The following is a 26,922-nucleotide window of genomic DNA, read 5'->3' as shown; positions in this document are numbered from 1 at the left end:
ATGAAACACACTTATATATACATATTAATGTTCTTATTTTTAATTTCTTGTGAATCCAAAGCTCCTATTGAAGTTAAGCAAATTATTTCCGATGAAATGGTAACTATTCAAGCAAATTTTAAAAAAAAATATATAAAAGACAGCGTTTTTATAAGTATCCCAACAGAATTTGAAATAACAATAACCTCTTCTAAAATTAGAGAGATTGATTTATCCTACATTATTAATAAAAAAAGACTCTTTGCAGGACTTTCAGACTATGAAATCTATAACAAACAAAACAAAACAAAACCGATATACTCATTAAATACATATTTGTCATCTGACAAACCTATTCATATTATTATAAAAGAAAGAAATCATTTAATATCTATATTGGATGCTAAAGATCTACTCAATAAATATAATATTAATGAGTCTTTAAATAATTTAAAATATGGCGATACTATTAAAATAGTTCCATATAATAAATTTAGAAAAGATAATGTTAATATCATTTACGATTTGAGGAAAACAAATGATTCCATAATTTTTAATATTTGGAAAGGAAGTGGTAAAGGTGAAACAATTCTTGTAAAGAAAAAAATTAATTGGTAAAGCATGAAACACACTTATATATACATATTAATCTTCTTATTTTTAATTTCTTGTAATTCAAAAGCCCCTATTGAGGTTAAACAAATTATATCTAATGAACTTGTAACCATAGAAGATAATTTTATGAATCGAAGTATCATAAAGGATAGCTTTCTTATATGCCTTCCCACAGAATATGAAATAAAAATAAACTCTCCTATACATTATATAAATTGGTCATATCATGTTAACAATAAAATTTTAAACCCAAACCATATAGATTATCAAGTTTATAATAAAAAAAATAATACAAAAGAGATACTAAAATTAGATCTTATTAAATCAAATGATAAATTAATAAATATTATTATTAAGGAAAGAAATCATTTAATTTCTAAAAAAGATGCTGAGGCATTAATAAAAAAATATCATATTAATAAGTCTGTTAAAGATTTAGAAAAAATTGATTTTATTGAACTTACAACTTATAATAAATTCAGAACTCAAAATATTTTTTTTATTAATGAACTTAATAAAATCAATGATACTATTATGTTTAAAGTCAAGAAAGAAGATGAAAGCTTTTTCTATTTAGATAAAAAAATAAATTGGTAGATTATGAAATTTTTGTTTTGTTGTATTGTTGCATTTTTGTTTTTAATTTCTTGCGAATCAAAAGAACCTATTGAAGTTAAACAAATTGAATCTAAGGAAATGGTAACAATTCTTCCAAGTTTAAAAAATCCATCTACCAAAGATAGCGTGGTAATATCAGTTCCAATTGAATTTAAAGTTACAATGAATTCTTCGGTTGATTATGTTGTTTGGCTCTATAGGGTTGATAATAAAACTTTATGGGATGAGGTAGTTGATTTTCAGGTCTATAAAAAGCAAAACAAAACAGATCCAATTTATCAATTAGATTTTGATGAATCATCAACAAACAAACCAATTAGTATTATTTTAAAAGAAAGAAATCATTTAATTTCTAAAAAAGATGCTCAGGAATTACTGAAAAAAAATAATATTACTAGGTCTTTGGAAAATTTAAAATTTGGAGACACAATAAAATTAACAACTTATGATAAATTTAGAAATGAAAACAAAGCACTGATTTATGACTTTGAAAAAATTAAAGATTCTATTCATTTCAAAGCTATAAGAGGGAAAAAAGAATCTTTTTATGTAGTAAAAAAAATTAATTGGTAATCATGAATAGAACTAGATATACACTACGATGTAGTTGATTGTATATTTATGAATGAAGAAATATGAAAAAAATAACCCTTCTTGCTAGCACAATATTATTTGCATTATGTGGACCAAACTCTTCTTTTCATTAGAGATTATCACACTCGTTAAAACGACTTAGATAAAGTAATAAATAAAAAAACAGAATGAAATATATACTAACAACAATACTATGCCTTATACAAATAACATGTTTTTCTCAGAAGATAAAGTACATTAAATACCAAACAATAGATGAAAAGGATTATTTTATCCATGAATCAACAGTTTATAAACCTTCAATAGCGCTTTATAAAAAAACATACAAAAATGGAACTGTAAACGGAAGTCAAAAAGTAAATTTAAAAAAGGGAAATTATATTGCAAAAACAGAAGAATCATTTATGAAATTTTCAATCAATACTAACGGCAATCTCGATGGAAAATTAGAGATTCAAGAGATGTATAAAAATGAATTGATAAAATCTATAATGCAAATTAAGAATGGTTATCTTCAAAATAGAACTTTATATGATTCTATTGGCAATATAAAGACCGATACAAAAAGATATTATTATAAAGATTCTATTAAAGATATAAGTATTTTAAATAATGGTAGCTCAATACACAAAATTAAATATATCACGGGAAAAACAATTATAAGAAAATACGATAGTAACGGAAAACTTATAGATAATGAAACATATTATACTGCTGCAATAGAACCACGCCCTTAAATGTAAGAGAATATTATGATAATGTTTTGTGTTTAAATTCTAAGATAGACATTATTCATGTTGGCTCGACAAATTCCGAAAACACATGATATGAAGATTAAAAAAGTATTCACCCAAGAAAAACAACTCAGAAAATGACGTTCGAAATAACACATAAAATAAGCACAATAGTCAATGATAATGCAAAAGAAATCCAAACCTCTTTTAATGTTGAATTTCTAGCTTTAGAAAAAAAATCAAATTTTAATACCTACGAAATCAGCAAGACAAAAGTTATTAATACACCTAGTCATAAAAATAGCTATTTAACATTTCTAGAAAATTTAGAACAGCTTACTTATCCAATTAAAATTCAAACTACAAGTCAAGGAGAATTTGTTAAGCTGATTGAATATAGAGAATGGCTTGAAAGATGGGAAGAAAACACCGCTATCCTGATGGAAGAATACGATGGCAACGAAAATGCAAAAGATATATTAGAAAAATTTAATATAAATGTATACGATGAACAAATTTTTATGCAAAATAAGTTTAAAGAACCTTTTTGGAATTTAATCTTTTTTAATCCAAAAATAGAAGATGATGAGCAATCCAATAACATTACAATTAATTGGAATTTAAAATCAATTGGCAATGTAGAATGTACTGGAAAAACAAAATTTGTTAAATCAGACACAGGTGAATCTTTACTGTGTTTTGAATCTCAAGATGTAATAAATGAAGGATGTACCGAAATAATAAATTTTATAACAAGTAATAAAGCCAATCAAAATGAGTATATGACAAAGGTAAAGGCAATTACAGCTTTGGATACTTCGCATAGCAGGGTAAAATATAAAAGCGCCATTTTTGAAATTCAGAAGGACACTTCATTTCATTATAAGGAAGAAATATTTTTAAATATAAGAAGAGAAATTAATTCTAAATAGTTTGGTAACAACTTTTGGTTATTATGATGATAAAGAATTAGTAAAAAGGGTAGTTGATAACACAGAATTTACTAATAATTTAATTATTATGAAAATAATTTTTATATAAATTTTAAAAGAAACAGAAATCTGTTTGGTAGGGGAGTCTCGCTATTTTTTTTTTGCAGATTCCAGCCGTCACCAAGTTCATATGTCCAGGTACCTTGGTTTATTCCTAGCATTTCACAGAAACGTTTTACATTGCGATCCTGAATATTTTGCACTTTGGAGTTGTATCTGTTATAAGGCGAATATAATTCTTCTTTAGGGAATGTAAATCACGGAAATTTATGTTATTAACAGGTAAGTTAAAAGAATACTTTATTATGTAAAATAGAAACACAGTAAAATGTCATTATGGTTTAAAAATAAAAAAGGAGAAAACTTAATTTAAAATATTTTTTCGCAAGAGGTAATAATTTCAGTGAGTAATCAGTGAATAATTTAATTCATGTGAGTGCATTGTTGTAAAAAATATACCTTAAAAAAACATGATAAACTTTGTATTAATTTTAATTTTACTTTGTCAATTGTTATAAAAGAATAAATAATTATACCTCATAAAAATTTTAATTATAAAAAACATAATTATGCGCGACAAACCATTTGATTTTTTTGATGCTATACTAGAGTACCTTTCTCACGAGAATGGAGCAATAAATCCTGCGGAACTACTTGAACATGTCTTTCCTAAAGGATATAAAACGCCTAAAAGAAGAAAGAAATATAGTGATATGGTTGAAAACATGTTAGATGATTACGACAGACCTAATCAATTATCAACAGCTTTAGGTTACCTTAAAAGCCAAGGATTGATTAAATATGATGTATATAAACAACCAGAATATAATAGCGTAAGTATAACAGCAGAGGGTTTACTTAAAATAAAAACAAATGGTTTTAAGAAGGAATACAACAAAGCTTTATGGAAAGACCGATTAGATAAATATTCCATAATATTTACATTTATTCTATTGCTTTTTGCATTCTTATTATCTTTATACAATTATTTTTATCCAAGTAAATAAGCCTTTGTAAATTAATACAAAGGCTTATCTATTATATAATCATTACAGTATTGCCGAGCGATATAATTACCAGTTTTTCTATTGTAAATATTAATGTAGTGATAATCAAACCCGACATTTTTGCACCAGTTATGCAAGTAAAATATTGATTTACAGAATTCTATTTTTATAGGTCGTACGCTTTTATCTTTATTAAATATTGTACAGCTATAAGGCGTCGGGGTAGTATTAGTCATAAAAATAATACTGATTTGTATTTCTATTTCATGTATGATATTTTTGATTTTGAAACCGCCATTAACACAAACAAATGTTGAATTTAGTTAGTAAATGCTTTGAGGAATCACAATAAAAAATAAATTCGTGTAAGGATTGATTTTGACGAACAACGAAACAATCTTTTTGTATATCAATAGAAATACCTAGATTTGAACCACGTACACGTATATACAAAAGTTTAAAGGTATGATGTTCGGTTTTACAAAATGGTCGAATCTGTTTTAAAAAAGTTTTAGGTTTAAACTTTGTGTGTCGCATTTTCTGCAATTCTACAAGAAAAAGCGTGTAATTTTCGAGTGAACTTCGTTTTAGGGACATAAATTATTTGTTAATAAGTGTGTATTACAAATGAACTATAATTTATATTATGTAAAATAGAATGTTTTTAAACCTAAAAATATTCATAACAAACCCTATCTTTGTTAATTAAGGTTTTTATTGCTTATTTTAGCTTAATATATTGTAAAAAATAAATTCAAAACTATTTATACTTTCATTGTAAGGGTTTATTTTATTATTTTTACAAACGATACTTTCTAAAAATCTATCAAACTTATGAATACAATTGCTGAGCATATTGCAGATTTCTTGAAGGAATATCCGCCATTCAATAATTTAACTTTTCAAGAGTTATCTGATATTGCAACCAATATTCGTGTTATTAATTTAGAAAAACATGCAGTATTGTTTCAAATTAACGATGCATTACACGATAGTTTTTACGTTGTTGCCTCTGGTGTTATAAATTTATCAGTAATTGCTGATGCTGAAGAGACATTATTAAATAAATGCCATGATGGTGATATATTTGGTTTGCGTCCTTTTTTTGCCAAGAATAACTATATGATGACCGCAAAAGCCAGAGAAGAAAGTATTGTTTATGCAATACCAATTGCGGTATTTAGGCCTTTTGTTGCAAATAATCCAGATGTTTTAAATTTCTTGTTAGAAAGTTTTGCTGCAAATACGCGTCAAACCAAAGACAATTCAGATTTAAAAGGAAATCATATTTCAGATAATATATTCTATTCAGATCAACAATCAGAAATACAATATATACAGTCACTAAGCTATAATATCTCGCCATTAAAAGCATTATCAAACAATATTGTAAAAGATGTTGCTTTGCGTATGACTGATGCTATGGTAGATAATATTGTTATTTGTGATAATAATAATCCAATTGGTATTGTTACCGATGCTGATATGTCATCTAAAATTGCAACAGGGAGATTTTCAATAGATGAAACAGTAGATAAAATCATGTCTTCGCCAGTTGTAACTGTAATAGAAAATGTTTCATTAGCCGAAGCACAATTATTAATGCTAAAGCATAATGTGAGTCATTTGTGTGTTACAAAAGATGGAACAAATAAATCAGCTGTAAAAGGAATTATTTCAGAGCATGATTTAATTGTTGCACAAGCTAGCAATCCAGGTGTATTGATAAAAGAGATTAAGCGTTCGCAATTACCTAAAGAGTTAAAACAAATTAGGGATCGTTTATCAGATTTGATTCAAAATTATATTCAAAAGAACATTCCGCTTTCACATATAAGTAATATTGCCAATGAGATTAATTTGGCACTGATAAAACGTTCCGTTGAGCTTTCAATTTTAGAAATGGGCTCACCTCCTGCTCGATTTGCCTGGTTAAGCATTGGGAGTCAAGGAAGAAAAGAGCAACTTTTATTGACTGATCAGGATAGCATTTTAATTTTTGAAGATGTAACGCCGGATAAGTATCGTGATGTAAAAGATTATTTTTTGCGTTTGGCTAAAAGAACTACTGCAACTTTAGAAAAAATTGGATATGAGTATTGTCCTAACGGACATATGGCAAGTAATATGTTATGGTGTAAATCACTGACAGACTGGACAAAACAATACAACAGTTGGATGAATACTCCAGGTGAAAATAGCAATGATTTAAGTAGTATATTTTTTGATTACGAAATTGTTTTTGGAGAACCTAAAATTGAAGAAGTGATAGAAAATGTGATATTTAAGAATGCAATAAATAACACTTTGTTTTTTGATTTCTTAGGAAATGATGCATTAAGAAAAAATTCACCTTTAAGTTTCTTTAAGAAATTTAATGTTGAAGAGGAAGGGCCGCATAAATTTAAGTTTGATATAAAAACTCGCGCATTGATGCCATTAATTGATGGAGCACGTTTATTTATATTGAGTTTTAATATAAAAGGAATTAAGAATACCTATTTAAGATTCAAACAATTAGCGATTACTGATTCTAAAAATGCGGATATTTATCTTAGTTGTGCTGAAGCTTTTTTAACCTTGTCAAAGTTTAGAACCGTTGAGGGATTAAAAAATGATGATTCAGGGCAGTATATCAACTTAACTGAACTATCAAAAAGCGATAAAGAAAAATTAAAAAATGCATTAGCTCCTATGAAAGAGCTAGAAGAGCTTATAAAAAATAAATTTCAACTGACCCAATTTTCGTAATATGCTAGAATGGCTGAAAAATATCAATAAAGAATACCCTGATTTCTGGAAAGAATATCTTGCCAAATTTGAGACTAAATCAGAACGCTTTGTTGTATTATCTACTGAAACATCGGGATTAAATCCAGCAAAAGATGTAATCCTGTCTTTTGGTTCGTTTGCAGTAAAAGACAATAGTATTCTTATTCAGGATAGTTTTGAAGCTGTCTTATTACAATATAAATTCTTTCATGATAATGGACTTACAAACGAGTTTATTATTGAAAGCAAAATGGAAAAACTTCCAGAGCCAGATGCGCTTAAAGCCTTAATCGAATATATTGGAAATGGAGTTCTAGTCGGACATCATATTAATTTTGATGTTGAAATGATTAACGCAGCCTTGGAAAAATTAGATTGTGGAAGACTGAAAAATGAAGCATTAGATGTAGATGTTATGTATCGAAAACTTCATGATATTAACGACAGGCAGTTTTCTTTAGATGAATTATGCGATATTTATAAAATACCAAAAACTGAAAGAAATTCTTCCTCAGAAGATGCATATAAAATTGCTTTGTTATTCTTGAAGCTCAAATCGAGATTGGGTATAAACTAATATTTATAAAAAAGTTTAAAGTCAAAAATGAATTCCGCAAATTTTAATAAAGCTATTAGAGTAAATTTGAGGAATTCGTATTTAATTTACATTTTATTTTATTACTTCATCAATTCTTACAGATTCAATAAAACGCCCATGATGACTTATTGAAATTGGTATTTCAGCTTTTGTAATGGGGTCAATTATATATGGAATCCCTTGGTCTTTAAGTATTTTAATATCGTTGTTTACTGTGATAATTCTGTTTAAATCCTCTTTTTTAGAAACTGCAATAGTTTTTATGTATTCTTTTGTAATTGTCGATTGCGTATAATACAGAATGTTATTTATGGTTACGGTTCCAAAATTTGCACATTCGTAAAAACAAATTAACTTCTTTGGAAAATAACCATTTATTTTAGTGTCGCGATTGTATATTTTATAAGCAGCTTCTTTCCGGCTCCATAAATTCCAAACCATAATTTCGGGTGAATCAGAATTTAAAATAAGCAATTGTTCTTGAGTAGTGAAAATTTTATCCAAAAAGCCTTTACGTTTCCAGTTACTTTCTCGTTGTGCAGTTTCTAGGTCGATTATGTCATTTCCAATCATTTTTCATTTAGCTTAGATTGAATAATGCTCAGAGCTGCTTTTGCATTAATCATTTTTTCCATTGATTCATTATCGATAATAATATCAAAAGCTTCTTCGACATCTAAAACAATGTCGACTAAATTGGCAGAATTAATATTCAAATCAGTTATGAAATTTGTTTCTTCAGTAAAATTTTCAAAAGCAGTATCATTTTTCGTATAAGGCTTTACGATTTTCTTTAATTCAGTTAGTAGATGTTGGTTATCCATATTTTAATAATTATTTTTTAGTTGTATTTTTTTAAAATTACGCAGCCATTAACGTCGCCAAAACCAAAGCTAGCTTTGGCAACTATATTTAAATTAGAATTAATTAATCGAGTTGGAATTTTAGATTTGTCGATAATAGATGTGATTTCAGGATTTAAATCTTCACAATTTACATTTGGAAAAATAAACCCTTGATGTAATTGCAAGACCGAAGCCACAAGCTCAATGCTTCCTGCAGCAGATAAGCAATGTCCTACAGTTGATTTTAACGCGTTTAAATATGGGAAATCATTACCCTTACGATTTAATGCAATACTCCAGTTTTCTATCTCCAAAGCGTCTTTGGAGGTGGCCGTAAGATGTCCATTAATCAAATCAATTTCAGAGGCTGAAACTGAAGCATTTTCTAATGCATTGCTAATACATTTTTGTACAGCTGTTGCATTTGGAGCAGTCATGCTTCCGCTGCCGCGCTGTCCGCCGGAATTTATATTTCCTCCTAAGACTTCTGCATAAATTCGAGCTCCCCTATTAAGAGCAGTTTCTAGATCTTCTAGCAGTAAAGCTCCTGCCCCACTTCCTGGAACAAAACCAGAAGCACTAGCACTCATAGGTCTTGAGCCGCTTTCGGGAGTGTCATTGTGTTTGAATGTACAGACTTTCATGGCATCAAATCCTCCCCAAATATAAGGTCCAGAATCGCTAGTACTACCTGCTAAAATTCGTTTGGCTTGTCCTAATTTGATTCGTTCATATGCCATTAAAACACTTTCAGTACCAGTTGTACAGGCTGATGAATTAGTGGTAACTTGATTTCCAAGACCTAGTTTACCGCCTAAATAGGCACTTATACCACTAATCATGGTTTGTGCTACAACGGTACTTCCTAATCGTCTCGTTTGAAAATCATCTATTTTGTAGATGCTTTCTCTAAATTTTTCTATCCCCGAGGTTCCTGCTCCAAAAATTGTTCCGCTATCCCAATCAGGCTCTTCATTTTTCAGAATTGCTAATCCTGCATCTTTCCAAGCATCTAAACCAGCAATTACACCATATAGAATTCCGGTGGCATTAAAATTGCGTAATTCAAGTTCTGTAAAATAGGTGCCAATCAATTCAGCAGATAACTCAGGCTTTCCTGAGATCTGACATGAAAACTGCAAGCGTTCTAATTCGGCATCGTGTTTAATACCTGATATGCCTTTTTTTATTGCATTTGTAAATGCATCAAGTCCAACTCCATTTGGGGCAACAACTCCAAGACCCGTAATGACAACTCTTTTTTGCATCTTATCTTATTTTAAAGATTAAAATTTAAACAATCATTCCGGCAATCGTTCCAGAACAAACTTCAATTCCGAGTTGGTTTTTCATACTCACTTTGCATTTTAATTTTCCAAATCTAAAATATATTTTTTCTGAAATAACGATTACTTTTTCATTTGGGTAAACTGGTTTTAAAAAATCTATATCTATTGATGTTAAGGCAATTGAAGTGTTTTTGTTAAATTCTTTATTTAATAAAAATATACCCAGACTTACTAATCCTATCTGAGCCATAACTTCGGTCAGAATTACACCAGGCGTAACAGGATTTGCGATAAAATGACCTTTATAGAAATCTAAATTTTCGTTAAAAAAGTACGTTCCTTCTACTCCATTTTCAGATATAGAAATGATTTCATCTACAAACAGAAAAGGTTTGCTATAAGGTAATTTTGATATAATATCCTGATTCGTCATTTTTTGTTAATTTGTAAGTGTGTAACTTTATTTGAGTTTTATACCGATTAACTACACTTTATGTGAATCTGTTTAATTTAAAACTGCAATAAAACGCGTTGAGCCGAGAATCCTGGCCCAAAACTTAACATTAAGCCTTTCTCTCCTTTTTTAGGTTTTTTGTCTATAATTTGCTCTAAAACATACAAAACAGTTGCGCTGGACATATTCCCGTATAATCTTAATACTTCTTTTGTATCGTCAATATTCTTATCTAAATTGGAGAATAATTCTTCTACAGTTTGTATGATTTTCTTTCCTCCTGGATGAAATATCAAATGATCTATATTTTCTATCTTTAAGTTGTTTTTGGCTAAAAAAGGATGAATGATATCAGGAAAATGTGATGCAATTGTTTCCGGAACTTCAATATCCAGAACCATTTTCAAGCCTGTGTTTACAAGCTTAAATCCCATCATATGAATATTATCGTAAAAATGATACATTTCTTCATCAAGAATTTCTGGACCATTATCGGCTTCATGCGAAGATAATAATACGCAAGCTGCACCATCTCCAAAAATTGCAGCCGACACAATATTAGCCATTGAAAAATCATTTAATTGAAAGGTTGCTGTTGGACTTTCAACTGCAATTACTGCTGCTCGTTTTCCTGGATTGGCTTTTAAAAAGTTTTTAGCATAAATAATTCCAGAAATCCCCGCAGCACAGCCCATTTCGGTTACAGGAAGACGTACAATATCCTGACGCAGTTTGAGTTTGTTTATAAGGTAGGCATCCAAAGAAGGAATCATGATGCCCGTACAACTTACAGTAATGATGTAGTCTAGACTTTCGGGTTTCCAGTTTGATTTGTCCAATGCTTTTTTTAAGACCTTTTCTCCTAAATCAATAACTTCACGAATATAAATATCATTTCGATCCTCAAAAGAAGTAGTAGAAAAAACTTCGATTGGATCCATGATAGAATATCTTTTATCGACAGCAGCGCCCTCAAAAATTTTTTTTACCTTTCGGATAAAGCGTTCATCTTGACCAAAGAGCCATGAATCTAAAAAAGGAATTATTTCATCGGTTGTTCTTGAATATTTAGGCAATTGCTTGGCAACGCTGGCTATTTTTACACTCATATTTTTGAAATTATCCATTGATATCGGAAAGCCCATTTCCACTGAATGGTATATTTTTTTAAATTTAATTGTTTTGAAAAATCAAGTAATTCACTTTTTGTGAATCCTCTTAAAATAGATGTTAAACCATCTTTCTTTGACATTCCGTTTAATTGGGTAACAAAACACATTGCTTGAAATAAGCGATAGGAAATAATGCTTCGGTGTAAATCATTTATTACTACACCACGCCTTGCATTAGTATTAAAAATGGTTGCTAGATTAATTATTTCATTGTTTTTAAAATGGTGCAAAGTCAATGTGCACAGTGCAATATCGTATTCTAATTTACTAAATGATTCATTAAATATATCTTCGCAGCGGTAATTTATATTGGGATAATGTATAGATAATTTTCGGGCGTAATTTATTGTAAATTCATTTGCATCAATACCTATTAGTTTAAAATTCCAATCGTATTTTAATCCATAATCGGCTATCTTTCTTAGCATATCTCCGTTTCCGCAACCAATATCAATAATAGTTATTGGATGATCTTTGGTAATACCATTCAATAATTTTTTGACTCCTTGTAAAGTTAGGTGGTTTCCTCCTAGAAACTGATTTATTTTAGCAATTTTATCCAATGCTTTTTGCAAAACTTCACCTTTTAAATTGAAATCATCCATAATTTCAGGATCATCTGTTCTATATTTGGTTTTTATAGCCATTCTTAGTTTAGAATTATAGATTTACCATGTGTTCTTTTTATAATTTGTGGCAGCAAGAAAGGAAACTGAATTAAAAGCCACATTACAACTGCTGATTTTTTTTTATTTTGTAATAATGAAGCAATAAATCGACCTGTTTTTAATCTTTTCTTAAAATTGTAATTCCATGATTTGATGTATTCTTCTTCAAGTTCTTTTCTAGAAAGACTTTTTTTAGTATAATAATCCACAATTAATTCAGAAGCAATTTTGGCGCTATGAATCGCCATTGCCATACCATTTCCACATAAAGGCTGAATTAAACCTGCGCTATCTCCAATCATTAGTACATGATTTTCTATTGCAGTTTTTTCTTCAAACGAAATCTGACTTATAGTTAGAGGTTTATCGAATAAAGGTGTGCTATTGGTGAAAAATGCTTTTAAATGTGGGTTTTTGTAAATAATATTGGTTTGAAAGTCATCAATATTTTTATATTTTTTAAAAGTCTCAAAATTAACCAGATAGCAAATGTTTATTATGTTATTTTCGACTTTTGAAACACCACAATAGCCACCTTCAAAATTGTATAACCCAACCAGTTCATTTGGATATTCACCTTTATAATGTCCTTTGACAGCCAGCCAAGGCGCTTTTTTTAGAATAAACTTACGCTTTAGTTTTTGGTCAAAATTTGAACGTTTGCCAAAGGCACCTATAGCTATATCGGATACGAATGTTTTTAGTTCCGAGGTTGTAATAGTAAATAAATCTTCTTCAAAACGAATGTCCTCAACAGTATCGTGTATTATCTCACATCCATTTTCGATTGCTTTTTTATACAAATAATGATCTAATGTATAGCGACTGAGTCCAAATCCTCCAAGTGGCAGCGTGCAGTGAATGAGTTTTTTATTTGGTATTGAAAATTCTAATTGTGTGAGTGTTGCAGGATTTAAATCTTGGATTTTTAAGTCAAGCCAATCCAGATAAGGTTTGATTTCATTAGAGATGTATTCACCACAAACTTTATGTTTTGGAAACTCGTTTTTTTCAATTAAAATTACTCGCAGTTTCATTTTAGACAAATGAATTCCACAAGTAAGCCCTGCCAGTCCCCCACCAATAATTACTACATCAGCATTTGTTTTCATATGTAGGTACTATTCGTTTTTAACAGATGTGATGTCGCCAATTTGGTTTTATAAGATTCTAAAACCCTAATGATTTAACGTTATTGCTAATTTAAGTAATTTCTTAATAGAAAAATCATTTTGGGATAAAAATAGGTGCTTGGGATTGAATAGTTGCTAACCAATGTTTTGTGTTTTGTTAATAAAGGAATAGCTACTTCACTTATTGTATCTGTTTTAGATAAAAAGTTAGGCAGATTAATTGTATATTCCTTGTTTACTTCTGTTATTTTTGTTTCGCCATCAGATTCACATGAACTGATAAAAACAAAAAACATCAATTTAAGAGATTTTCAAAATTTCAAGTGAAGTTTTGAGATATACTTCATTAAAATTAAACAATTATGAAATATATTGATTTTGTGTAGGAACTAATAAAATTTGATTGGCAGTTTGAAGCTAACTATAGTAAAGTTGAAATTAATAATATAATAAATAGCAAAATGGAACAAATTTTAAAAAGATTAAACTCTTTTATTGAAAATGATTTACCTCATATTTTGTCGAAGTATAATGAAGATGATTTTGATAGGATTTTAGACGAAAGAGACGAAGTTGCTTTTTCTGAAAGATGGATGGGTATATTTGATATTATTGAAGAAGAATTTAAAGAAAGGAAAATAGATAAGACGATTAGTGCAACTTTGAGAGAAAAAGTTTTTAAGCTAGTATATTCAATAACAAATCATTCTGATTTAGCCTCATATATATCTGATGACTATGGATTAATTATACAATCAATAGAAATTAAACATAATGATTGGTGGCTAAACTCTTTGTGGTTAGAATATAAGAATGGGAATCTGCCACATGGTACTTTAGTTGAAACCGAAGGTGAACTTATAGACTTAATAATAAAATAAGGGATAGTTGTTTGATATGAAAAATAAATATAAAAAAAAGCTGTCCATTAAAGACAGCTTTGCAATTTAGTTTTTTGAAAAAGATATTAGATTTTTTCTTTCATAATCTCTTCTACAATTTCTGGATTTAATAATGTTGAAGTATCACCAAAGTTTGAGTAATCTCCCTCGGCTATCTTACGTAGTATTCTACGCATGATTTTTCCAGAACGTGTTTTTGGTAAGCCAGATACAAACTGAATCTTATCTAGCTTGGCAATTGGGCCAATGTGATCTGAAATGTATTGGTTGATTTCTTTAGTTAAATTGGCTCTGTCTCTATATTCTCCCGTTTCTTTTAAGATTACGAAACCATAAAGGGCATTTCCTTTGATATCATGTGGGAATCCAACAATTGCAGATTCAGCTACTGCAGGGTGTTCGTTAATAGCATCTTCAATTGGAGCTGTTCCAAGGTTATGACCTGAAACAATTACAACATCATCTACTCTACCTGTAATTCTGTAGTATCCTACTTCATCTCTTAGTGCTCCATCTCCTGTAAAATATTTACCCGGAAATGCTGAGAAATAAGTGTCTTTATAGCGTTGGTGATCTCCCCAGATTGTTCTTGCAATTCCTGGCCATGGAAATTTAATACATAAACTTCCAACAACTTGGTTTCCTTCTATTTCGTTTCTCTTTTCATCCATTAATACAGGTTGAATTCCAGGAAGTGGTAACGTTGCATAAGTTGGTTTTGTAGGTGTAACAAATGCAATTGGTGAAATCATGATTCCTCCAGTTTCGGTTTGCCACCAAGTATCTACAACTGGACATCTTTTGTCTCCTACGTGGTCATTATACCAGTGCCAAGCTTCTTCATTTATAGGCTCTCCTACTGATCCAATAACTTTAAGTGATTTTAAAGGGTATTTTTGAACATAATCTAAGTTTTCTTTTGCTAATGAACGTATTGCTGTTGGTGCTGTATAAAACTGAGTAACTTTATGTTTTTCGATAATTTCCCAAAAACGGCTGAAATCTGGATATGATGGAACGCCTTCAAAAATTACTGTAGTTCCTCCGTTTAGTAACGGTCCGTATAATATGTAGGAGTGGCCAGTTATCCAGCCAATATCAGCAGTACACCAGAAAATATCATTTTCCTCATGACTAAATACATTTTTAAATGTATAGGCTGTGTAAACCATATAACCCGCAGTGGTATGAACCATTCCTTTAGGTTTTCCTGTAGAACCCGATGTGTATAAAATAAATAACGGATCTTCAGCATCCATAATTTCGGCAACATTATAATCTAATGCTGTATCCAGAAGTGGCTGTAACCATTGGTCACGTCCTTCTTTCATGTTTACATTAGTTTGTGTTCTTTTGGCAACCAAAACTTTTTCTACACAAGGACAAGTTTCTAATGCCTCGTCTACAATTGCTTTTAAATCAATAGTTTTGTTACCTCTATATCCTCCATCTGAAGTAATAACCATCCTACACTCGCTATCATTTATTCTTGCTGTTACAGCTGATGCTGAGAACCCTGCAAACACTACAGAATGGATTGCTCCAATTCGAGCACATGCCAAAACTGAAACTGCCAATTCGGGAATCATTGGTAAATAAATACAAACTCTATCTCCTTTTTTTATTCCTTGTTCTCTTAAAACATTAGCCATTTTTGACACTCTTTCATATAGTTCATTATAAGTTATGTGTAATGAATTTTCTGAAGGGTCGTTTGGTTCGAATATTATTGCTGTTTTTTCTCCTCTTTTACTTAAATGTCTGTCGATACAGTTTTTGGTAATGTTTACTTTTGCTTCAGAAAACCATTTTACCTCTGCATCTGCCATATTAAAATCGACAACTTTTTCCCATTGTTGGTACCATGTGAAATTTTCTTCTGCTATTTTTCCCCAAAATTTTCTTGGCTCACGAACAGATTTATTGTAGTGCTTAAAATATTGTTCTAAATTTTCAATTTTGTAATAACTCATTGTTTCTCAATTTTTTTTATAAAAGTATTAAATCTCTTTCTATTCTTAAAACTATTTAATTTATTAATTGTGATAAAAAACTGCAATATATGTTTAAAATACGCAATTTATTTGCATTTGTTTAAAATTTATTTATTTAATGTAAAAATTACTTTACATTAAAAAAGGCATGATAAATAGCATCACGCCTTTAGTCTTAACAAGATTAACAACAATTAATTTTAACGCTTCAAAAGATTGATTTTAATAAATAAGAATCAATCATTTTTATGAGCGAGGCAATAATTTTTTATCTTTTGTGCTTTAAGACCACCTTTTTTGTTTTTTCAAAATAGCAGCAACATTATTAATTTAATTGGATAATAAAAGACAATTTAATTAGGTCTTTTATCAGGTATTACTTCACTTAACTATCTTGTTGTTTGTAGTTAAGTGAAAGTAATATGCATCTATATCCATATTATCTTAATAAGTGCTTACTAATTCAAAATATTATATAAAAACAGAGATAGAGCGCAAACTTCAACATAAATTGAAATTCCCAATTTTAATTATCCAATTTTTTTCATTGCAGTCATTGATTCTCTTAACCAAGCTCCTACTTCTTCGATAGGATGTTGGCGAATACTTTTGTTTACTGCAATAAGTACTGCATTATCTACTCCATTTGAAGTTGAGAATGGTTTTCCGATTACATTTGTATCAACAGTTTTCATGAAGTCAGTCAATAACGGTTTACAAGCGTGATCAAATAAATAGCAACCATATTCAGCAGTATCTGATATAATTCTATTCATTTCATACAATTTCTTTCTAGCAACAGTATTTGCAATCAAAGGCAATTCGTGTAATGATTCATAATATGCTGATTCTTCAATGATACCAGCTTCTGTCATTGTTTCAAAAGCCAATTCTACACCTGCTTTAACCATTGCAATCATTAATACTCCATTATCAAAGTATTCTTGCTCAGAAATAGCAGCTTCTGTTGGAGCCGTTTTTTCGAAGTTAGTTTCTCCTGTTGCAGCTCTCCAAGTCAATAAATTAACATCGTCATTTGCCCAGTCAATCATCATGTTTCTGGAGAATTCTCCAGACATGATATCGTCTTGGTGTTTTTGGAATAACGGACGCATAATATCTTTTAACTCATCTGCAATTTCGTAAGCTTCGATTTTTGCAGGGTTAGAAAGACGATCCATCATATTGGTGATTCCACCGTGTTTCAACGCTTCGGTAATTGTTTCCCATCCGTATTGAATTAATTTTGATGCATAACCTGGCTCGATTCCTTTTTCTACCATTTTATCAAAACATAAAATAGATCCAGTTTGTAACATTCCGCAAAGGATAGTTTGTTCCCCCATTAAATCCGATTTTACTTCGGCAACAAATGAAGATTTTAAAACTCCTGCTTTATGACCTCCAGTTGCAACAGCGTAAGCTTTAGCTTGATCTAGACCTAAATTATTTGGGTCGTTTTCTGGGTGAACAGCGATTAATGTAGGTACACCAAATCCTCTTTTGTATTCTTCACGAACCTCCGAACCAGGACATTTAGGAGCACACATAATTACAGTAATGTCTTTACGGATTTGCATTCCTTCTTCTACAATATTAAAACCGTGAGAATATGCTAATGTTGAACCATTTTTCATTAATGGCATAATTGCTGTAACTACAGCTGTATGTTGTTTGTCTGGAGTAAGGTTACATACTAAATCTGCTGTTGGAATTAATTCTTCATAAGTACCTACTTTAAAACCATTTTCAGTAGCATTTTTATAAGAAACTCTTTTTTCTGCAATTGCATCTGGACGTAAAGCATAAGAAATATCAAGTCCTGAATCCCTCATGTTCAAACCTTGGTTTAAACCTTGAGCTCCACAACCTACGATAACTACTTTTTTTTCTTTTAAAGCAGCAATTCCATCAGCGAATTCTGATTGTTCCATAAATTCGCAAACGCCTAATTGTTCTAATTGTAATCTTAGTGGTAATGTGTTGAAATAATTTGCCATTTTTTTTAAAAAATATTTAATGAATGTGTAATTTAATAATTGTATAAGTTAGTTGGTGTTGTAAACCAAAACTGATTACAGTTTCAGTTCTTCTAGTAATGTGGATACTTCCATTTTTTCTTTAGAAACCGAAATTCTTCCTGAACGTACAAACTGCATGATTCCGTAAGGTTTCAATTTAGCATGTACTTCTTCAATTTCTGAACGTCTTCCAGATTTGGAAATCACAAAGAAATCACGAGAAACGGTTACGATTGTAGATTGACTTTCTTTAATGATATTCTGAATTTGTTTTTCATCGAATAACAAACTTGAATGTATCTTGAATAAAGCATTTTCTAAATAAATCGTCTCTTCGTCTGTATGATAAAAAGCTTTTATTACCTCGATTTGTTTTTCAATCTGCCCAACAATATTCTTAACCCATTTTTCTGTTGTCTCTACAACGATAATAAATCTTGAAACATTATCTATTTCTGATTCTGAAACGTTTAGACTTAATATATTAATGTGACGCTTTAAGAATATCCCTGATATCCTATTTAATAAACCCACATTGTTTTCTGAGTATACCGAAATGGTAAATGTTCTATTTTCCATAGTTATTTTTTTAAAGTTTTCTTGTTTAAAGTTCCAAGTTGCTCAACTTTAAACTTTAAATCTTAAACTTTTTATTTAGCTTAATCTGATATCAGAAACACATGCTCCTGTTGGAATCATTGGGAATACATTATTTTCTTTCTCTACCATAACTTCTAAGAAGTAGGCGTCTTCTGAAGCCATCATTTCTTCTACAGCTGCATCTAAATCTTCTCGTTTTGTTACTTTTTTGGCTTTGATATAGTATCCTTCAGCAATAGCCACAAAGTTTGGATTAATCATTTCTGTAGAAGCATATCTGTTGTCAAAGAATAATTCTTGCCATTGTCGTACCATTCCTAAGAATTCATTATTAAGTACCACAATTTTTACTGGTACTTTGGTCTGAAAAATTGTTCCTAATTCCTGAATGGTCATCTGGAATCCTCCATCTCCAATTATAGCTACAACTTCGCGATCAGGTCTTCCCATTTTTGCTCCAATTGCTGCTGGTAAAGCAAATCCCATTGTACCTAAACCTCCAGAAGTAACATTGCTTTTGGTTGTGTTAAATTTAGCATAACGACAAGCAAACATTTGGTGTTGCCCAACATCCGAAACAATTATCGCATCTCCTTTGGAGTGTTTGTTAATCATTTCCATGGCTTCACCCATTGAAATTCCTTTATTATTTGTTGGGTTTAATTCTTCTTTTATAACCGAATCAAATTCAATTTGATGTTTTTCTTTGAAGATATTATGCCAAGCTTCGTGTTTATTGTTTTCGATAAGCGGAAGTAATGCATCCAATGCTTCTCTTACATCTCCTAAAACAGCAACTTCTGTCTTAACATTTTTATCAATTTCGGCAGGATCAATGTCAAAATGAATCACTTTTGCTTGTTTAGCATAGGTTGCTAAATTTCCAGTCACACGATCATCAAAACGCATTCCTAATGCGATTAAAACATCACATTCATTGGTCAGTAAGTTTGGTCCGTAATTACCATGCATTCCTAACATCCCTACGTTTAATGGGTGGTCTGTAGGCAAAGCCGAAAGTCCCAAAATTGTCCAACCTGCAGGGATTCCTGTTTTTTCAATCAAGGCTTTTAATTGTTCTTCGGCTTGACCAAGTATAATTCCCTGACCAAAAACGATAAACGGTTTTTTAGCCTTATTAATTAATTCGGCAGCTTCTGCTACTTTATCTAGTTTTAATTTTGGAACTGGAGTATAACTTCTTATTCCTGTACATTTTTCATAACTAAAGTCGAATTCATCAAATTGTGCATTTTTGGTTATATCGATTAAAACTGGGCCTGGACGACCTGATCTTGCGATATAAAATGCTTTTGCAATAATCTCAGGGATTTCTGAAGCTTCGGTAACTTGGTAATTCCATTTTGTTACTGGAGTCGAAATCCCGATGATATCTGTTTCCTGAAAAGCATCAGAACCCAATAAATGTTTCCCTACTTGTCCTGTAATACAAACCATTGGAGTTGAGTCAATTTGTGCATCGGCAATTCCTGTTACTAAATTTGTAGCCCCTGGGCCAGATGTAGCAATTGCAATTCCGACTTTTCCTGTAGCTCTTGCATATCCTTGCGCTGCATGTGTTGCACCTTGCTCATGGCGTACAAGAACGTGGTGTAATTGATCTTTAAATTTGTATAATTCGTCGTAAACTGGCATTATAGCTCCACCCGGATATCCATAAACTAAATCTACTCCTTCTTCTAACAAACATCTAATAACGGCTTCAGCGCCTGATATTTTTATCTTTCCCATATTGGTATCTTTTTCTTGACTCCAACCTTCAAATGAAGGAGAGCTGAGATCTACATTTTCTTCTTTCAATAATTCCTTCATTTTTTTGAATTTTGAAATTAAACTTTTTAAATTGTAATTGAATGCTATTTATCGGTAACGCAACCTGTAGAAGCGCTAGAAACAGATTTTGCATATTTAAACAAAACTCCTTTTGTCGCTTTTAGAGGAGGTTGAATCCAACTCGCTTTTCGAGCTGCAAATTCTTCGTCGGAAATCTTCAGATTAATGGTATTTTTCACCGCATCAATAGTAATTAAATCACCATCTTTTACTAATGCAATACCACCACCATCATAAGCTTCTGGTGTTATGTGCCCTACCACAAATCCATGTGAACCTCCAGAGAACCTTCCATCTGTAATAAGAGCAACGCTACTTCCTAATCCAGCTCCTATAATGGCCGATGTAGGTTTAAGCATTTCAGGCATCCCTGGACCACCTTTTGGTCCACAGTTCCTGATGACGACTACATCGCCTGGTTTTACTTTTCCGGATTGAACACCTGGAATAACATCAAATTCGCCTTCAAAAATAACAGCTGGTCCTTCGAAATATTCTCCTTCTTTTCCGCTGATTTTTGCAACACATCCTTCTGATGCAAGGTTTCCGTATAATATCTGGATATTTCCAGTTGGTTTTAATGCTTTTTGGATTTCATAAATTACTTCTTGTCCATCATTTAAATCTGGAACTGAAGCTAAATTTTCGGCTACTGTTTTTCCTGTTACTGTTAAACAATCTCCATGAATGAATCCTTCTTTTAATAGATATTTCATTACTGCTGGAACTCCTCCAACATCATGTAAGTCTTCCATCATGTATTTTCCACTTGGCTTCAAATCTGCAAGAACTGGTGTTTTATCACTGATTCTCTGAAAATCTTCTAATGTAATTTCAACATCAACTGAATGTGCCATTGCAATTAAGTGCATTACTGCATTTGTAGATCCTCCTAAAACGGCTACAAGTGTAATAGCATTTTCAAAAGCCTTATGAGTCATAATGTCTCTTGGCTTAATATCTTTTTCTAATAATACTCTAATTGCTTTTCCTGCGTCAAGACATTCTTGTTTTTTTTCATTACTTAATGCGGGATATGAAGAACTAAATGGTAAGCTCATTCCTAATGCTTCAATTGCCGATGACATGGTGTTGGCCGTGTACATTCCGCCACATGCTCCAGCTCCCGGACAAGCATTTTGAATTACTCCTTTAAAATCTTCATCTGTAATTGTGTTTTGGAATTTTTTCCCTAAGGCTTCAAATGCTGAAACGATGTTTAGTGATTCTCCTTTCCATTTTCCTGAATGTATTGATCCTCCATAAACCATAAGTGCTGGACGATTTACTCTTCCCATTGCAATTAGGGCTCCTGGCATATTTTTATCACAACCAGGAATTGCAATTAAACTATCGTACCATTGTGCTCCCATAACAGTTTCAATAGAGTCAGCAATAACATCACGAGAAACTAAAGAAAAACGCATTCCGTCAGTACCATTTGAGATTCCATCACTTACACCAATGGTATTAAAAATTAATCCGACTAAATCAGCATTTCCTACTCCTTTTTTAACATCTTTTGCCAAATCGTTCAGGTGCATATTGCAGGTGTTTCCTTCATATCCCATGCTTACAATTCCAACTTGTGCTTTTTTTAAATCTTCTTCAGTTAAACCAATTCCGTATAACATTGCTTGTGCTGCAGGCTGTGTTTGGTCTTGAGTAATGACTTTGCTGTACTTATTTAATTCCATTATGTGTTTTTTGTATTTTAATTTTTATTCAAAAAAAAACCTCCCATTATTTGGAAGGTTTATAATATTATTTTTCAATTATATTTATACCATTCCCTTATGTATATGTGATTACCACATTGACATTAATGACAGAAATAATAATAATTGAAATTCTCATGTTTATTTTTTAGATGTGTCAAATATATAAAAACTAATACTACTAAAAAAATAAAATCTCAACATTTCAACTCCTTCTTGTGATTAATATCATGATTTTAACAAAATGCATTAAACAATCGTAGATTGTCCGATATGTACGTTATCATTATTAAAATAAAGCAAGTCATCTTTGCTTAAGATAAAATTTGAAACGAATTCACCTACTTCATTTGTTCCAAATTTTGAATCTGATTTTAAATCAGTTGTTACTACTTGATATTCAATTGCTTTTTCTACAGCTTCGTATACTTTATTTGCTTCTTTAAAAAGTCCAAAATGCTCTAATAACATTGCAGCCGATACTATTGATGCTATAGGATTGGCAATATTTTTTCCTTTTGCTTGTGGATAGGATCCGTGAATAGGTTCAAAAAGTGCATTTTTTCCTCCTAATGATGCCGATGCTAATAATCCGATTGAGCCTGTTATTACACTTGCTTCATCTGATAAGATATCTCCAAATAAGTTTTCTGTCAAAATAACATCAAACTGTCTTGGGTTAAGAATAATTTGCATCGCCGCATTATCAACAAATAGAAAGTCTAAAGTTACATCTGGATAATTCTCACTTACTTTTTTTACTACTTTTCTCCATAATCTTGAAGTTTCTAGTACATTGGCTTTATCGACCATTGTTACTTTTTTACGACGATTTTGTGCAGCTTTAAATGCTAAATGTGTAATCCTTGAAATTTCTTCTTCTGAATATTCACATAAATCTGATGCATGTGTTCCTGCTTCGTTTAGTTTTTTCTCACCAAAATAAGCTCCTCCTGTTAATTCTCTGAAAATAGTAAAATCAGCACCTTCGATAATTTCTCTTTTTAAAGGTGATGCATCTAATAATGCTTTGTATGGTTTTACGGGACGAATATTTGCAAACAAACCAAGTTCTTTACGCAGTTTTAGTAATCCTTGTTCAGGGCGAACTTTTGCATTTGGATTGTTATCATATTTTGGATCTCCAATAGCACCAAATAATACAGCATCAGTATTGAGGCAAAGGTTTAAAGTTTGTTCTGGTAATGGATTTCCCGTTTTGTCAATTGCAATTGCTCCCATGAGTGCATCTTCAAATACAAATTCATGATTGTACACTTCTCCTATAGCATATAATGCTTTCTTGGCTTGTAATATTACCTCTGGTCCGATTCCATCACCGGATAAAACTGCTATTTTCAAATTCATAATGCCTCGTTCTTTATGTATTTAAATCTTATTTTTTATATAATTAACTTCTAACCAATTCATTTTCTATTTTACAAGCTTCTATGATTTGATGAATATCTTCATCTATTACTTCTTTTTTGATATCAGCAAATCTTAAAAATTCAAGATAAACAATATCCAATTGTACTTTGGTAAGTTCGTAACCGACTTTTTTGGCACGGTATGCTAATGCTGCTCTACCGCTTCTTGCTGTAAGTATAATCGAAGATTCATTTACTCCTACATCTAGCGGATCCATGATTTCGTAAGTTGCTCTATTTTTTATTACACCATCTTGATGAATTCCTGAACTGTGTGCAAAAGCATTTGCTCCTACTATAGCTTTATTTGGCTGTACTATCATTCCCATACTTTCAGATACCAAACGACTCATTTCGTTTAACTGACGTGTATTGATGTTGGTATCTAAGTTTAGGTAAGGATGTTGCTTAAATATCATCACTACTTCTTCAAGAGCAGTATTTCCAGCTCTCTCTCCGATACCGTTAATAGTACATTCTATTTGTCTTGCTCCATTTATAGCTCCTGCGATTGAGTTTGCAGTTGCCATTCCTAAATCATTATGACAATGGCATGAAAGGATCACATTCTCGATACCTTTTACGTTTTCTTTTAAATATTTAATTTTTGCTCCATATTCATCAGGTAAGCAATATCCTGTTGTATCTGGTATGTTTAGGACCGTTGCTCCTGATTTTATTACTTCTTCACAAACTTTTGCAAGGAATGCATTATCGGTTCTGCCAGCATCTTCAGCATAAAATTCTACATCTTCTACATATGATTTTGCGTGTGATACGGCAAACTTTGCTCTTGCTATAATATCTTCTCTAGTTGTATTTAATTTATGGAGGATGTGAGATTCAGAAGTTCCGATTCCTGTATGTATTCTTGGTTTTTTTGCATGTTTTAATGCTGCTGCTGCAACATCGATGTCGTTTTTTACAGCTCTTGTAAGACCGCAGACAGTAGCGTTCTCTACAATTTTGGAAATCTCAGAGACTGATAAAAAATCTCCTGGACTAGACACAGGAAAACCAGCCTCAATAATATCAACTCCCATTTCATCTAGGCGCTTTGCTATCACTAACTTTTGTTTTGTATCTAACTTACATCCTGGGACTTGTTCGCCATCTCTTAAGGTGGTGTCAAAAATTTGAACTTTCTCTCTATTCATTTTAATATATTTAATGTAATTTCACATCCTGACAACAAACATATATTGTATTACTTTAGTATGAAATTCATTATAATGAAAATATACTGTTCATAACGCAATTTAAAAGTTGTTAACTTTCTAAATATCAATAAATTACATTATTATATTTTACAATGGCTAACCATCAAAAAGATTTTTTATTTGTATTAATAAAATCCCTTTCCAAATCCGAAAAAAGACAATTTAAGATTTTTGCCAGTCGATTAGAGACTAGCTCAAATACAAAATTCATCGAACTTTTTAATATTTTAGACAAATCTGAAGTGTACGATGAGAAGCCCATTTTGAAAAGTGGGATTATTAAAAAAGTACAATTATCAAATCTTAAATCGTATTTGTACAAGCAAATTTTAGTTAGTATCCGCTTGAATATTCCTAGCCAAAACATTCGATATCAATTACGTGAACAAATTGATTTTGCGGCTATTCTATATAATAAAGGGTTGTATAAACAGAGCTTGAAGATTTTGGATAAAACCAAAATACAAGCAATGGAGAACGACGAAAAGTATATGGCATATGAAATTGTTGAGTTTGAGAAATTAATTGAATCTCAGTACATTACACGAAGTATTCAAGGACGTGCAGACGAATTAGTAATTCAGGCTAAAGAATTAAACTACTGTAATACAATCTCGAGTAAGCTTTCTAATTTATCACTGCAGTTATATGGTATAATGCTGAAAACAGGTTATGTAAAGAGTGATGAAGAATATAAATATATTGATGATTATTTTAACAAGCATATTGCCAAATTAGACGAAAGTAAGTTTGGTTTTCGTGAAAAATATTGGTTTTATAATGCCAATTTATGGCGTAGTTTCTTGGTTCAGGACTTTTTAGCAAGTTATAAATATTCTTATAAATGGGTTACATTGTTTTATGATAATCCAAATATGATTTATCTAAATCCTGTATTTTTTTTAAAAGGAAATAATTATTTCCTGGAGTCGCTTTATATGTTGAAATATAAGTCAAATTTTAAAAAATATTTGACTTTATTGGAAGAAACTATTAATAATCCACGTTTTCCTGTTAATGACAATGTCGCTTCACTATCATTCTTGTATTTATATAATAATAAACTAAATTATCATATGCTTGATGCATCTTTTGCTGAAAGTGAGTATTTGATCCCCGAAATTCTAGATAAAATAAAACTGCATAGCGAGCACCTTGATGAGCATCATGAGATGTTATTTTTTTATAAAATTGCTTGTATTTATTTTGGTAATGAAAAGTATAATGAATCGATATTTTATTTAGAGAAAATTATAAATAATAAGAATCTTTCGATGCGTGAAGATTTAATGTGTTTCTCCCGAATATTGTGTCTTATAGTTCATTATGAACTAGGTAAGGATTATTACTTAGAGAATCAATTGAAAAATACGTATAAGTTTTTATTAAAAATGAATGACTTACACGAAGTTCAAAAAGAAATTATTAAGTTCCTGAAAAACCTGAATAACTTCTACCCTAACGATATTAAGAAGGAATTTATAAAGATGCGTGAGCGTTTTATTGAGTTAGAAAAAAATACTTACGAAAAAAGAGCTTTTTTATATTTGGATATTATTTCTTGGCTTGAAAGCAAAATTGAGAATCGAAAAATCGCAGATATTATGAAGGAAAAAGCAAAACGTATTAATAGGTAGTTTTTAAAGGTTTCAAGCGATTGATTTCTTTTCCTTGGATTTAAGTTTTTTTAACCTGAAAAGCAAACTTTCAGAC

General features: G+C 30.8%; 24 protein-coding genes. 10 read left to right on the top strand and 14 right to left on the bottom strand.

Annotation, left to right across the window (positions count from 1 at the left end; genetic code table 11):
• The 8 genes from IUY40_RS09305 to IUY40_RS09270 all read left to right on the top strand — a co-directional run bounded on the left by IUY40_RS09305 (position 1) and on the right by IUY40_RS09270 (position 7,888).
• Positions 1-597 (top strand): hypothetical protein, encoded by a 597-nt coding sequence (locus IUY40_RS09305; RefSeq protein ID WP_195736589.1) that lies wholly within the window; start codon positions 1-3, stop codon positions 595-597.
• 3 nt (positions 598-600) lie between these two features.
• Positions 601-1,191 carry a hypothetical protein gene (locus IUY40_RS09300; RefSeq protein ID WP_195736588.1) on the top strand — a complete coding sequence of 197 codons (591 nt, stop codon included), beginning with the start codon at positions 601-603 and terminating at the stop codon, positions 1,189-1,191.
• Positions 1,192-1,194: 3 nt separating this feature from the next.
• Positions 1,195-1,785 carry a hypothetical protein gene (locus tag IUY40_RS09295; RefSeq protein WP_195736587.1) on the top strand — a complete coding sequence of 197 codons (591 nt, stop codon included), beginning with the start codon at positions 1,195-1,197 and terminating at the stop codon, positions 1,783-1,785.
• 188 nt (positions 1,786-1,973) lie between these two features.
• On the top strand, positions 1,974-2,543 hold the full coding sequence (locus IUY40_RS09290; protein WP_195736586.1) for a hypothetical protein: 570 nt from the start codon (positions 1,974-1,976) through the stop codon (positions 2,541-2,543).
• Positions 2,544-2,677: 134 nt separating this feature from the next.
• On the top strand, positions 2,678-3,472 hold the full coding sequence (locus tag IUY40_RS09285; protein WP_195736585.1) for a hypothetical protein: 795 nt from the start codon (positions 2,678-2,680) through the stop codon (positions 3,470-3,472).
• A 629-nt stretch (positions 3,473-4,101) separates the two neighbouring features.
• Positions 4,102-4,539, top strand: coding sequence for a hypothetical protein (locus IUY40_RS09280; protein WP_195736584.1), 438 nt, complete (start codon positions 4,102-4,104; stop codon positions 4,537-4,539).
• 834 nt (positions 4,540-5,373) lie between these two features.
• Positions 5,374-7,290, top strand: a complete 1,917-nt coding sequence (locus IUY40_RS09275) for a DUF294 nucleotidyltransferase-like domain-containing protein (RefSeq protein WP_195736583.1) — start codon at positions 5,374-5,376, stop codon at positions 7,288-7,290.
• 1 nt (position 7,291) lies between these two features.
• Positions 7,292-7,888 carry a 3'-5' exonuclease gene (locus IUY40_RS09270; RefSeq protein ID WP_195736582.1) on the top strand — a complete coding sequence of 199 codons (597 nt, stop codon included), beginning with the start codon at positions 7,292-7,294 and terminating at the stop codon, positions 7,886-7,888.
• 93 nt (positions 7,889-7,981) lie between these two features.
• Here the strand turns inward: IUY40_RS09270 and IUY40_RS09265 are convergent, their stop codons facing one another.
• From IUY40_RS09265 to IUY40_RS09235, 7 genes are all read right to left on the bottom strand, one after another.
• Positions 7,982-8,482, bottom strand: a complete 501-nt coding sequence (locus IUY40_RS09265) for a 4'-phosphopantetheinyl transferase superfamily protein (RefSeq protein WP_195736581.1) — start codon at positions 8,480-8,482, stop codon at positions 7,982-7,984.
• The gene (locus IUY40_RS09260) at positions 8,479-8,733 is read right to left on the bottom strand and encodes an acyl carrier protein (RefSeq protein ID WP_195736580.1); all 255 of its coding nucleotides are present in this window, start codon (positions 8,731-8,733) and stop codon (positions 8,479-8,481) included. The genes IUY40_RS09265 and IUY40_RS09260 overlap by 4 nt, the downstream gene beginning before the upstream one ends.
• A gap of 17 nt (positions 8,734-8,750) precedes the next feature.
• Complete coding sequence (locus IUY40_RS09255; protein WP_195736579.1) at positions 8,751-10,022, bottom strand: beta-ketoacyl-[acyl-carrier-protein] synthase family protein; 1,272 nt, start codon at positions 10,020-10,022, stop codon at positions 8,751-8,753.
• Positions 10,023-10,047: 25 nt separating this feature from the next.
• Positions 10,048-10,476, bottom strand: coding sequence for a hydroxymyristoyl-ACP dehydratase (locus tag IUY40_RS09250; protein WP_195736578.1), 429 nt, complete (start codon positions 10,474-10,476; stop codon positions 10,048-10,050).
• A gap of 77 nt (positions 10,477-10,553) precedes the next feature.
• The gene (locus IUY40_RS09245) at positions 10,554-11,606 is read right to left on the bottom strand and encodes a type III polyketide synthase (RefSeq protein WP_195736577.1); all 1,053 of its coding nucleotides are present in this window, start codon (positions 11,604-11,606) and stop codon (positions 10,554-10,556) included.
• Positions 11,603-12,316 (bottom strand): methyltransferase domain-containing protein, encoded by a 714-nt coding sequence (locus IUY40_RS09240; RefSeq protein WP_195736576.1) that lies wholly within the window; start codon positions 12,314-12,316, stop codon positions 11,603-11,605. Before IUY40_RS09240 ends, IUY40_RS09245 begins: the two co-directional genes overlap by 4 nt.
• A gap of 2 nt (positions 12,317-12,318) precedes the next feature.
• The gene (locus tag IUY40_RS09235; protein ID WP_195736575.1) at positions 12,319-13,449 is read right to left on the bottom strand and encodes an NAD(P)/FAD-dependent oxidoreductase; all 1,131 of its coding nucleotides are present in this window, start codon (positions 13,447-13,449) and stop codon (positions 12,319-12,321) included.
• A gap of 482 nt (positions 13,450-13,931) precedes the next feature.
• Between IUY40_RS09235 and IUY40_RS09230 the strand changes: the two genes are divergently transcribed.
• Positions 13,932-14,351, top strand: a complete 420-nt coding sequence (locus tag IUY40_RS09230) for a hypothetical protein (RefSeq protein WP_195736574.1) — start codon at positions 13,932-13,934, stop codon at positions 14,349-14,351.
• Positions 14,352-14,437: 86 nt separating this feature from the next.
• Here IUY40_RS09230 and acs read toward each other — a convergent pair whose 3' ends face one another.
• The 7 genes from acs to IUY40_RS09195 form a co-directional block, all read right to left on the bottom strand.
• Entirely contained in the window at positions 14,438-16,345 is a 1,908-nt protein-coding gene (acs, locus tag IUY40_RS09225) for an acetate--CoA ligase (protein ID WP_195736573.1), read from the bottom strand.
• A 551-nt stretch (positions 16,346-16,896) separates the two neighbouring features.
• Positions 16,897-18,366 (bottom strand): ketol-acid reductoisomerase, encoded by a 1,470-nt coding sequence (gene ilvC, locus IUY40_RS09220; protein ID WP_195736572.1) that lies wholly within the window; start codon positions 18,364-18,366, stop codon positions 16,897-16,899.
• Between the two features lie 75 nt (positions 18,367-18,441).
• The gene (gene ilvN / locus IUY40_RS09215) at positions 18,442-18,966 is read right to left on the bottom strand and encodes an acetolactate synthase small subunit (RefSeq protein ID WP_039112029.1); all 525 of its coding nucleotides are present in this window, start codon (positions 18,964-18,966) and stop codon (positions 18,442-18,444) included.
• Between the two features lie 75 nt (positions 18,967-19,041).
• Entirely contained in the window at positions 19,042-20,739 is a 1,698-nt protein-coding gene (gene ilvB / locus IUY40_RS09210; protein ID WP_195736617.1) for a biosynthetic-type acetolactate synthase large subunit, read from the bottom strand.
• Positions 20,740-20,864: 125 nt separating this feature from the next.
• Positions 20,865-22,538, bottom strand: coding sequence for a dihydroxy-acid dehydratase (gene ilvD / locus IUY40_RS09205; protein WP_195736571.1), 1,674 nt, complete (start codon positions 22,536-22,538; stop codon positions 20,865-20,867).
• Between the two features lie 270 nt (positions 22,539-22,808).
• The gene (leuB, locus tag IUY40_RS09200; protein WP_195736570.1) at positions 22,809-23,927 is read right to left on the bottom strand and encodes a 3-isopropylmalate dehydrogenase; all 1,119 of its coding nucleotides are present in this window, start codon (positions 23,925-23,927) and stop codon (positions 22,809-22,811) included.
• A 43-nt stretch (positions 23,928-23,970) separates the two neighbouring features.
• Positions 23,971-25,146 carry a 2-isopropylmalate synthase gene (locus IUY40_RS09195; protein WP_195736569.1) on the bottom strand — a complete coding sequence of 392 codons (1,176 nt, stop codon included), beginning with the start codon at positions 25,144-25,146 and terminating at the stop codon, positions 23,971-23,973.
• A gap of 155 nt (positions 25,147-25,301) precedes the next feature.
• Between IUY40_RS09195 and IUY40_RS09190 the strand changes: the two genes are divergently transcribed.
• On the top strand, positions 25,302-26,846 hold the full coding sequence (locus IUY40_RS09190) for a hypothetical protein (protein ID WP_195736568.1): 1,545 nt from the start codon (positions 25,302-25,304) through the stop codon (positions 26,844-26,846).
• The last annotated feature ends 76 nt before the right edge of the window (positions 26,847-26,922 follow it).

The organism is Flavobacterium sp. ALJ2 (assembly GCF_015594725.1).
In the GTDB taxonomy this organism is placed as follows: Bacteria; Bacteroidota; Bacteroidia; order Flavobacteriales; family Flavobacteriaceae; genus Flavobacterium.
This window is presented reverse-complemented; position numbering and strand designations above follow the sequence as displayed.